Raw genomic sequence first — 11,149 nt, 5'->3', positions numbered from 1 at the left:
CGCCGGCGGGCCGACCACCGCGGCCGGCGGATCGCGCTGCGCGCGACCCTGGCGCGGTCCCGGCGCACCGGCTGGGAACCCGTCGAGCTGGTCCGCGAACGCGCGGTCGACCGACCGCGTCGCGTCGTGATGCTCTGCGACGTCAGCCAGTCCATGCAGGCGCAGACGCCGGCCTACTTCCACCTCATGCGCGCTCTCGCGCTGACCTCGGACGCCGAGCTGTTCGCGTTCTCCACGACGTTGACGCGGCTGACGGCCGTCCTGCGGCACCGGTCCGCGGAGGTCACCGTCGAGCAGGCCACGGCCCGGGTCTTCGACCGGTTCGGCGGTACCCGGATCGCCACCAACGTCCGGGCCCTGCTGTCCTCACACCACGGCGAGAAGCTCCGGGGAGCCGTCGTGATCATCGGCTCGGACGGCTGGGACAGCGACCCGCCGGAGGAGCTGGCGACCGCGATGTCCCGCCTGCGCCGACGCGCGTACCGCGTGACCTGGATGAACCCGCGGGCCGCCGCCCCCGGGTTCGAACCGCGCGTCGCCGCCATGGCCGCCGCCCTCCCCTACTGCGACGACCTGCTACCGGGCGACACCTTCCGGTCCCTGCGGCAGGTGATCGCGACGATCGCACGGGTCCGGCTTTCTGGAGCGTGACCGACCGGATCCGGGGAGTACCTTTTACGCGTGACCCCCTCCCAGCTACGCGCGTACGCCGCCGTGGTGCGGAACGGCTCGGTCAAGGGGGCCGCGGCCGAGCTCGGCGTCTCGGAGGCGGCCATCTCCCTGCACGCCGGGCAGCTCCGCAAGGAGCTCGGCGACCAGCTCTTCACCCGCACCGCCTCCGGACTCGCGTTCACCCCCGGCGGCCTGCGGCTCGCGAGCCGCGCGGTCGAGATGCTCAACCTGCAAGAACGCACGGTCATCGAGGTGAGCCAGGCGGCGAGCGGCCGGCGGCTGCTGCGCGTCGCCGCGTCCAGCCTGTTCGCCGAGTACGCCGCGCCAGGCCTGATCGAGCTGTTCGCCGGCCGCGCGGCCGACCTGGAGGTCGAGCTGAGCGTGCACGACCCGCGCAAGTTCGGCACGGTGCTGAACGCCCGGGCGGTGGACGTCGCGTTCGGCCCGCAGCCGGCGAACCTCGACGGCACCCTGAACAGCCAGGCGTTCCTGAACTACAAGCTGATCGTCGTCGCCGCTCCCGGCCACCCGCTCGCCAGGCCCGGCGCCAGCGTCCGCCAGTTGCGAGAGCAGACCTGGCTGCTGGGCCCGTCCGCGGCTACCGACATCGGGGCCGCCACCACCGCGCTTCGCCGCATCAACGTGCCGGAGGAGCGGCAGCGCATCTTCCAGAGTCACGCCGCCGCGCTGGAGGAGGTCACGCGCGGGCACGGCGTGGCGCTGGCCGTCTCCTTCGCGGTCGCCCAGGATCTGGCCCACGGCCGGCTGGTCCGCGTCGGCGGTCAGGGACTCCAGTTCGGCGGCGTGTGGAACTCGGTGACCCTCGCGGAGGGAAGCGCCCCACCGGCGGCCGAGGAGCTCGTACGGTTCGTCACCACTCCCCGCGCGATCCGTGCCATGACCCAGGGGCCCGGGGTCCCCGTGGGCCGGTTCCGGCCCGCCATTCACATCACGCTGTGGAACTTCTAGAGGTTCCGGGGCCGGGCACCCGGTTCGGCCCCGTACGGCGGTGATCCACCGAGAAGCCGCGGCCTACGGAATCTGCCGCCGGATACTCCGGGATTCTGGGATAAATGATCAGCTTGACCCGTTCAATGACGTGGAAGATGCCTACGGGCGATTTGCCGGGCTGGGGGCGGCTCGCCGTGGCGGCCGCGATCGTGGTGGCCGCGATCGCGGTGGGGTTCGGGCTCCGGGCCGCGCTCGGCTGGCTGACCCGCCGCGCCGGGCGTACCCGCTGGGCATGGGACGACCTGCTGTTCACCCTGATGCGCGACCTGGCACTCGTGTCGAGCTCGGCGCTCGGCCTGTGGGTGGCGGTGCTGGTCCTGCGGCTGGAGCCGGACTCGCGGAACATCGCGGACCACCTGCTGCTGGCGGTTCTCATCGTGACCGTCTCGATGGCGGTCGCCCGGTTCGCCGCCGGTGCCGTCTCCTCGGTCGTCCTGTCCCGGTCCGGTGTCGCGCAGTCGGCGACGATCTTCGTGAACATCGTCCGGGTGATGGTGGTCGGGATCGGCGTCCTGGTGCTCCTGCAGAGCCTGGGCGTGTCCGTGACGCCGCTGCTGACGGCCCTGGGCGTCGGCGGGCTCGCCGTGGCGCTGGCCCTCCAGGACACCCTGGCCAACCTCTTCGCCGGCGTGCACATCCTGGCCTCCCGGAAGGTGCAGCCGGGAGACTACGTCCGGCTCGACAGCGGCCAGGACCGCTACATCGTCGACATCAACTGGCGCAACACCACCATCCGCCAGCTCGCCGGGAACCTCGTGATCGTGCCGAACTCGCGGTTCGCCGACGCGATCCTGACGAACTACCACCGGCCGGAACAGGACCTGTCCGTCACCGTCCAGGCGGGTGTCGGGTACGAGAGCGACCTCGACCACGTGGAGAAGGTCACGATCGACGTGGCCCAGGAGGTCATGGCCGAGGTCGACGGCGGAGTCGGCGACCATGAGCCGTCGGTCCGCTTCCACACGTTCGGCGAGAACCGCATCGACTTCTCGGTGACGCTGAGGACCCGCGAGTTCACCGACCAGTACGTGCTCGTGCACGAGTTCATCAAGCGACTGCACCGCCGCTACCAGATCGAGGGCATCGAGATCCCCGGCCCGAAGCGCACGGTCGTCATGGCCGGCGCCTGACGGCCTCGACGGACGGCCGTCGAGGCCGGACCACGGCCCATCGCCGGTGACCGGAAGCACCTCCCCCAAAAGGCCCATGGCGCGGCATTCCACTCCCATAGGAGAATCCCTCCATGCCCGATGTGGAGCAGTCAGGGGTCCGGATGCGGCGGGGCATCCGGGCGTCGGTGACGGCGATGACCCGGGGCGCGGTAGGCGTCGTGCGCCGGTCGGCGCCCTGGAGCATCGTGGCGCTTCTGGTCGCGGGGGCGGTGACGCCGCTGGTCTTACCGGCGCTGACGGCGGCCGGGCAGGCGCCGTTGCTGACGGACGGGCTTTCCGGGCAGCTGGGGAACATCGGCTCGGAGTACGTCGGGAGCGTCCTCGTCGAGATCGTCGAACGGATGCGCGGCCGGGGCGGAGTGTCCGAGGACGCCGCCCGCGAGCTGATCACGGCCGAGCTGCTGGAGCGGCTCGAGGCCGGTGACGAGGAGCTCCAGGGCGGTCTCGCGGTGCTGCTGCGGTCGGTCGGCGGAATCGACGCCGCCGTGACGGAGGCGGTGGCCTCGGGGTCGGCCGAGGTACAGCAGCTGCTGGCCGAGGCGTTCACCGAGCTCGGCGCCGAGTTCGAACAGTTCACCTGGATGCTCGACGAGCTCGACTCGAAGATCGTCGACATCCGGCAGGACACCCGGAGCATCCGGGACCTCATGGCCGGTCAGCGGGTCGAGCAGCGCCGGCAGACCCATCTGCTCCAGCGGATGCTGCTGGCCGTCAACGTGTTCGGCGCGCTGCCGCCGCAGGCCGCCGAGGACGGGCGGGCGGACGAGGCTCCCCCGACGCCGGTCGCCGACGACGGCGCGGCGTCGCCGTACAAGGGGCTCGCGGCGTTCGAACCCGAGGACGCGCACCTGTTCTTCGGCCGGGAGGCGCTCACCGCCACCGTCCTCGCGCGTCTGGCCGAGCGCACCGCCGGGACACCCGGGGTCCTCGTCCTCATCGGCCCGTCCGGCGCGGGGAAGTCGTCGCTGCTGCGCGCGGGCGTGCTGCCCGCGCTCGCGCGCGGCGTGCTGTCGGAGGGCGGCCAGGCCAGGCCGCCGTGGCTGCTCATCACGCCCGGGGAGCATCCGGTCGGCGAGTTGGCCGAGTGGACGGCGTCACTGGCGGGCATCTCGGCCGGTTCGGTCCACGACGACGTTCTCGCCGATCCGCGCCGTTACACGCGGGTCGTCCGGCAGGCGCTGCGCGGCCGGGCCGACCGGCTGGTCCTCGTGGTGGACCAGTTCGAGGAGGTGTTCACCCAGTGTCGTGAGGAGGCCGAGCGCCGGGCGTTCGTCGAGGCGGTGTGCGCGGCGGCCGAGGACGCACCGGCTCTGGTGGTGATCGGGGTCCGCGCCGACTTCTATGCCCGGTGTGCGGCCTACCCCGGGCTGGTGCCGGCACTGCAGGACAACCAGACCGTCGAGCCGATGAGCGGCGCCGAGGTCCGCGAGGCGATCGAGCGTCCCGCGCGCAACGCCGGCCTGACGCTGGAACCCGGCCTGATGGAGGTGCTGCTCGCCGACCTTGGCACCGGCTCGGCGGAGGCCTCCGGCCAGGGCCACGCGGCCGGAGCGCTGCCGCTGCTGTCCCACGCGTTGTACGAGACGTGGCGGCGGCGGCAGGGCGGCGAGCTCACGGTCACGGGCTACCGGGCCAGCGGCGGCATCGCCGGTGCCGTGGCCGCGACCGCCCAGGCCATCCACGACGATCTGGACGACGCCGGCCGGGAGCAGTTGCGCCGTCTGTTCCTCCGGCTGGTCACCGTCGGCGACGGCACCGAGGACACACGGCGCCGGGCGGGGCTCGACGAGCTGTTCCCCGGCGGGCCGGACCGGGGCCTGCTCGCCCGCCTCGTCGACGCCCGGCTGGTCACCGCGCACGAGTCGACCGCCGAGATCACCCATGAGGCGCTGCTGTCCGCCTGGCCGCTGCTCCGTGCCTGGCTGAACAAGGACCGTGAGGGCCGGCGGATCCACCGCCGCCTCACGCTGGACGCGACCGTATGGGACGGCCTCGGCCGCGACCCGGGTTCGGTGTACCGGGGCACGCGCCTGGACGTCGCGCGCGAGTGGGCCGCCGATCCGGAGAACGAGGCGGACCTCAGCCCGCTGGAACGGGACTTCCTCCAGGCCGGGATCGAGGCACACGCCGCGGAACAGGCGGCCGCGAGAAGAGAGGTCCGGCGGCTGCGGAGGCTGGCGGGCGGCCTCGCGGCCACGCTCGCCCTCGCCCTGGTCGCCGGGGGCGTCGCCTTCTGGCAGCGGAACACCGCGCAGCATGAGCGCCGGACCGCGGTCGGCCGCCAGCTCATCGCCCAGGCCGACGCGGTACGTACGAGCGACCCGGCGACGTCGCTGCGGCTCGGCCTCGCCGCCCGGCGGCTGATCCCCGGCTCCCAGGCCGACACCGACCTGGTCGGCGGACTGACCGGGACCGCCTTTCGCGGGCGGCTGGAGGGCCACACCGGTGTGCCGGTGTCCGTCGGCTACAGCCCGGACGGCCGCACGCTCGCGAGTGAGACGGAGCAGGGGCAGGTGTTCCTGTGGGACACGGGCCGCGCCGGCCGTCCGGTCCACGTGGGTACGCTGCCGACTGTCGCGAGAGGGACCAACGGGTACGCCGGGCTGGCGTTCAGCCCGGACGGCCGGTACCTGACCGCGGCCCGCGACCCCGAGACGGTCGTCTTCTGGGACGTACGGGACCGGGCCCATCCGGTCCAGGCGGGAAGGGTCACCGACGCGTCCGGGATCGAGGCCATGGCGATGAGCCGGGCCGGGCACCTCCTCGCCACCACGGACGGCCGGCGGACGCTGACACTGTGGAACGTCGCCGACGCGACGCACCCCGCCGTCGTGGGCACGCTGAAGGGCTCGTTCGACGACGTGGCCCTGAGCCGGGACGGCCGTACGCTGGCCGGGAGCAGCCACACGCACGGGGTGACGCTCTGGGACCTGCGGCGTCGCGCCCATCCCGCCAAGAAGGTCACGCTCGCCCCGGGCAGCGCGACGGCCGTGGCCTTCGGGCCCGACGGACGCACGCTGGTCACCGGCGGGGAGGGATACTCCGCCATCCTGTGGACCATCGACGATCCGTCCCATCCCACCCGCCTGGCCACCCTGAGCGGCCACTCGGCGGCGATCGGACCCGTGGCGTTCCGGCCGGACGGCCGGGTCGTCGCGATCGGCGGCGACGACCGTACGGTGATGCTCTGGGACACCACCGACCCGGATCAGCCCGCCAAGGTGCTCCGCGGGCACACCGGTCCGGTCAACGCGCTCGCCTTCAGCCCGGACGGGCGCACTCTGGCGAGCGGAAGCGCCGACCAGTCGGTGATGTTGTGGAACGCCGACACCTACCGCCCCGTGTCGCTCGCCGCGCTGGGACGGGACGACGGCGTCGACCCGACGTTCGGATCCGCGCTGGCGCCGGACGGCCGCACCCTCGCCACCGCCACGGGCGACACGATCGGCCTGTGGGACCTCGCCTCCGGCCGCAGGCCGACCCGGCTGTCGAGCGTGGCGGGCAACGACACGGTGGTGTTCGGCCCGGACGGCCGGACGCTGGCGGTCGCGGACGGGCACGCCGTGGTCCTGTGGGACGTCCGCGACCGTACCCGGCCCGCGCGGCCGGTCCGGCTCGAACTCTCCGGCGAGGCGACGCGGATCGCCTTCACCGCGGACGGGCGCGCGCTGGCGGCCGGACTGCCCGGTTCGACGACTCTGTGGGACCTGCGGGACCGCGCCCACCCCGCGCGGCGTGCCTCGATCGAGAACGGCGGCGGCCCCTCGTTCAGCCCGGACGGCCACACTCTCGCCGTCGGCGACGCGGAACGGTCGGCGGTGTTGTGGGACGTGCGGGACCTCGCCCGCCCCCGGCGGCTGGCCGACCTGAAGGAGCCGGGTGCCGTCGAGACGGCCACGGCGTTCAGCCCGGACGGCCGTACGCTCGCCGCCACCAACGCCGCCGGATCGGCGGTCCTGTGGGACATTCGCGACCTCGCCCACCCCCGGCGCGGGGCGACGCTCACCGGCAACGTCGACCCGGTGAGCCGGATGGAGTTCGGCCCGCGCGGCCGCATCCTCGCGACGGCCACCGACGGCACCGGTCCGGACGACGTCGTACGCCTGTGGGATGTCGCTGACCCCGCCCGCCCGCTCCAGGTCTCGGCACTGCCCGGCAGCGAGCCCATCGCCATCGAGCCGAGCGGGCGCGCCATCATGACCGCCGAACCGGCCTCCGTGAGCGTCTGGGACATCCACGACCTCCTCGGCATCGTGACCGATCCGGCCGCGGCGGCCTGCTCGGCCGTCGGGACGGGCCTGACCCGGAAGGAATGGGCCCAGCAGGTCGGCGGCCTGCCGTACCGGCGCACCTGCCCGTGACCCGCACCGCCCGATCTCGGGTTCGGGCTCTGATCTACGGATTCGGTCTGGACTCGCGCCCCTACCGAGCGCCCGGCCGGTAGCTCCGCTCGACGTGCCCCTTGAGATCATCCGGATAGAAGTAGACGGGCCGCAGGTTGCCGCTCGCATAGCGTCGCGCCTCGTCGTTGAAGTGCGGCGAGTCGGGGTGCCCGCTCTCGCCCCCCGCCGTGACCGCCCAGGCGCGCACCTTCGGCCCGAACTCCACGACCGCCACGAAGCTGTTGCCGCTGGTGCCGTAGTAGCACCTCGTTCCGGGGTAGCTCTTCGCCCCGAACGACGCGAGAGAGCCCCATTGCGACGAGGTGAAGGGCACCGGGACGCTCGGCTTCGCGTCGTCGAACGTCTGGACGATCTTGTCGTCGATGCGCTGAAAGCGGTTGATCCTGCCCCAGGGCACCTTCCAGCCGCCCCAGTCCCCGGTGAGCCGCTCCACCGCCTGCTCGAGCGCCGTGAGCCGCTGCGCGTCGGTGGCGCGTTCGGCCACGTAGTCCCACACCGACAGGCCCGCCTCCTGCGCCGCCTGGGCCACGATCCCCCAGAGCTCCTCGCCCCAGAACACGGCCAGTGACGTCGGGGTCGAATCGGCGCCCCAGCGATGGTCCCAGCCGCGCAACAGACCGATCGGACCGGCGAGCTTCGCCTTCTGCCCGTCGCCCTGCGGCAGCTTGTCCCACGCCTTGATCGTTCCCGGCAGGAGCCGGGCGAAGGCGGTGAGGTAGGGATCGAAGGCGCCGGCGATCAGCGTCTGCGGAGTGAAGCGGCTCCGCGCGGTCATCACCCGGTACACATGCGGCCCGCGCGGGTTCGCGCCGGCCTGGTCGAAGTAGCGCGGGAAGTCGGCGGCCCGGGGGCTGTCCGCGCCGGCCGCGGCCCAGGGCCAGTCGTTGGAGTTGTAGGCCCAGCCGTTCTTCGGATTCACCGCCTGCGGCAGGTTCTTGAGGCTGTAGAGCCCGTGCCAATCGGTCGCCGGGTCGCTGCCGTCGACGGGACTGCGATAGTCGAAGTGGTCGTCGCGGATCGGCATGAACTGCGGCATCAGGAAGGCGATGTCGCCCTTCGAGTCCGCGAACAGCGTGTTGTTCGAACTGTTGGCCTTGAACTCCGCGATCTGGATGTAGCTCCGGTAGTCCCGTGCCTTGGTGCGCAGGAAGCTCTGCTGCAGCGCCTCGACCGGCTTGTTCATCAGCGCGAACGCGATCCACTTGCCGTCCGCCTCGCGCACGATCGGGCCGTGATGCGTGGCGTAGGTGGTGAAGGTGCGCTGCGCCGGCCCACCGTCCGCGCCGCGATAGGACAGCGTGATCTTCTTCGTCGTCACCGGGCGGAGCTCGTCGCCGTAGCGGTAGGAGAGCCTGCCGTCCGCCCCGGTCACGACCGTCTCGGCGAACTCATCCACGTTGTCGACGCCGCTCGAGGTGTGCATCCAGCCGGCGCTCTCGTTGAAGCCCTGGTAGATGAAGAACTGTCCCCAGGTGGCCGCACCGTAGGCGTTGAGCCCTTCGTCGCTCGTCATGTGCAGCTCGGAGCGGAAGAAGAAGCTGGTGTGGGGGTTGATCAGCAGGAGCGCGTGACCGTTCTCGGTGTGACTCGGCGCGATCGCGATGCCGTTCGAACCCTGGGGCTCGGCGAACAGCAGCCCGCGCTCCTCGTCGGTCATCGGCACCGTGCGCCTGTCGTAGAAGGCCTCGAGCTGGGTGAGCGCCACCCGCTCGATGTCTCCGCCGATGCTGCCCTCGGAGAAGCTCAGCGCCATCCACGGCTCGAACCGCTCGATCACGCGCGGACGCACCTCGGGGTGCGTCGCGAGGAAGTGGTTCAGCCCGTCCGCCCAGGCCTGCATCAGCGTGCGCAGCCAGGCCGGGCTCCTCGCGTAGTCCCGTTTCAGCACCCCGGGATCGATGAACAGCCGCTGGCGCAGGTCCTGCCAGATCGCGCTCTCCCCCTCGGCCTCGGCGAGGCGGCCGAGACTGGTCAGGTAGTTGTTCTCGATCCGGTTGAAGTCGTCCTCGGCCTGGGCGTAGATCATCCCGAACACCGCATCGGCGTCGGTCCTGCCCGAGACGTGCGCGATACCCCAGTCGTCGCGGGTGATCCTCACGCGCGCCGCCTGCTTGCGCCGGCGGGCGAGGCCGGACACGGTCTGCGCGGAAGCGGCGGACGCGGGAGACGGCAGCCCGGCCGCGACGGCCGCCGCTCCGGCGGCCAGTCCGGCCGCTCCGCCGAGGACACGGCGCCGGCTCGGCCCTTCGTTCTGCGCACGACTCATGGGGGCCCACCTTTCTCCGGGTGGAAGGATCCCTGCGGGGGCGGTAAAGATCGTGTCCGTCACCATAAAACGAAGCGGACCATTCCGGAACCTGTGCCGCACGAGAAACGGGCCCGCGGCATTGACCTAAAACTTGACAGGTCGCTTAATCCGGAGCCCGGCGCGTCGTGGGTTTCCCTGGAGGTTGGCGAACTCACGCCGGAGGCACGGGCATCCGGTCGCCGTCCAATTGCGAGAGGGCCAGTACGGTGATCGCGCCGGTCCAGACGAGAGGCACGACGGACGCCGGCGCGCCGGTCATGTCGATCTTCTCCGGGAACTCCCCCAGCGTGTCGCGGTGGTCGAGCAGCCAGCCGACGACCCGCCCGGCCTTCTTCCGCTCGCCCGTCGATGACCAGGCGAGGGCGAAGAACGCGGTCTCCGGGCCCCACGCCGTCGGCCACTGATGGTCGGGGTCGTCGCCCGGGACCACGCCTCCGTTGGGCTGGAGCAGTGCCTTGTACGTGTCGTCGATCGCGGCCGCGAGGTGGGCCGGGGCGTGGTTGAAGGGCGGAGCCATGAACGTGACCGCGGAGTCCCGGCCGTGCGCCCCGTCGACGGTACGGGGATAGCCGAGCGGCGCGAAGTACCTCTCGATGCCCGCCGCCAGGCGACGGGCCGCCCGGTCCCACGTACGCGCGTCCTCGGGGTGGCCGTTGTGCCGGGCCAGATCGGCCGAGGCGTGCAGTCCGGCCAGCAGCGGGGCGGCCGTCCCGATGTTCGGCGTGGTGGTGGCGACCTCCCAGTAGTCCGGACCGGCCGGCGGCAACCCGCGGTCGTCCAAGGAGGCCGCGGCGTACGCGGCGGCCTTCCGGACCATGGGATAGAGCGCCTCGAGCTGCGGGCCGCGCTCCCGGCGGGGCGCCGCCCGATACCACTGCCACACCGCCCAGGGGACCCAGCCGTCGGCGTCGAGTTGCCACGGCCGGGCGTCCGGCGGGCCCGAGCCGTCAAGCTTGGTCCTGGCGTCCCAGGTGCCGTCCGGCCGCTGGGTTCGCGCGTTGTAGCCGAGGATCTCATGCGCCTCCGCGAGGTGGCCCGTACGAGCCAGCGCCGCCGCGACGAAGCTCGAATCACGAGGCCAGGAGTACTCCCACGCGCCGTACCACGCGGCCGCGACCGCGCCGCCCGGCCGGGTCAGCAGGCGCATCGACAGGAGTGCCCGCTCGGCGGCCGACCTCTCCTCCGGCGTGCGCCCGGGTATCGTCCCGGCCGCCAGCCAGGCGCGGGACTCCGCGATCTGGGCCTCCGCGCCCTGGTCACCGGCCGGGACCGTCACCGGCTGACCGCCCTCGGGCAGGTAACGCCACCGGCCGTCCGGCAGTCGCAGCACATTGCCGCCCGGCACGTAAGACGCGCCGTCCGCCTCGGCGGGCGACACCGCGGCCGTGGTCCGCCGCGTACCGATGAGCCCGGCGGTGTAGGCGGGCGACTGGTCGGCGAGCGCCGGGGGCGGGCCGGTCGCGGCAACCGTGCCGAATTCGATGACCACCGGCAGCGACACCGCGACCAGCGCCGCCGGGAGGCGCCGGACCGTACGACAGGGGCGTTCACGCGACATGTCCTGCGCTCCTACGAGTGGATCG

At 72.6% G+C, this 11,149-nt stretch carries 6 protein-coding genes; 4 read left to right on the top strand and 2 right to left on the bottom strand.

The window, feature by feature from the left end:
* The 4 genes from ACFFNX_RS07025 to ACFFNX_RS07010 form a co-directional block, all read left to right on the top strand.
* A partial coding sequence (locus ACFFNX_RS07025) for a VWA domain-containing protein (RefSeq protein WP_378197021.1) occupies positions 1-651 on the top strand: 651 nt, incomplete at its 5' end.
* Between the two features lie 30 nt (positions 652-681).
* Positions 682-1,641 carry a LysR family transcriptional regulator gene (locus tag ACFFNX_RS07020; RefSeq protein WP_378197018.1) on the top strand — a complete coding sequence of 320 codons (960 nt, stop codon included), beginning with the start codon at positions 682-684 and terminating at the stop codon, positions 1,639-1,641.
* Positions 1,642-1,778: 137 nt separating this feature from the next.
* Positions 1,779-2,813, top strand: a complete 1,035-nt coding sequence (locus ACFFNX_RS07015; protein ID WP_378197015.1) for a mechanosensitive ion channel family protein — start codon at positions 1,779-1,781, stop codon at positions 2,811-2,813.
* A 113-nt stretch (positions 2,814-2,926) separates the two neighbouring features.
* A complete protein-coding gene (locus ACFFNX_RS07010) occupies positions 2,927-7,216 on the top strand; it encodes an NACHT and WD repeat domain-containing protein (protein ID WP_378197012.1) in 4,290 nt (1,429 codons plus the stop codon).
* A gap of 61 nt (positions 7,217-7,277) precedes the next feature.
* On the opposite strand, the gene ACFFNX_RS07005 is transcribed toward ACFFNX_RS07010, so the two are convergent.
* Positions 7,278-9,524 carry a penicillin acylase family protein gene (locus ACFFNX_RS07005; protein ID WP_378197009.1) on the bottom strand — a complete coding sequence of 749 codons (2,247 nt, stop codon included), beginning with the start codon at positions 9,522-9,524 and terminating at the stop codon, positions 7,278-7,280.
* Positions 9,525-9,717: 193 nt separating this feature from the next.
* The gene (locus ACFFNX_RS07000; protein ID WP_378197007.1) at positions 9,718-11,124 is read right to left on the bottom strand and encodes a glycoside hydrolase family 15 protein; all 1,407 of its coding nucleotides are present in this window, start codon (positions 11,122-11,124) and stop codon (positions 9,718-9,720) included.
* Positions 11,125-11,149 lie beyond the last annotated feature (25 nt).

The sequence above is a fragment of the Actinoallomurus acaciae genome, from assembly GCF_042429965.1.
Lineage (GTDB): Bacteria > Actinomycetota > Actinomycetes > Streptosporangiales > Streptosporangiaceae > Actinoallomurus > Actinoallomurus acaciae.
The sequence above is the reverse complement of the archived record's forward strand: the minus strand, read 5'-3'. Positions and strand labels throughout refer to the sequence as shown.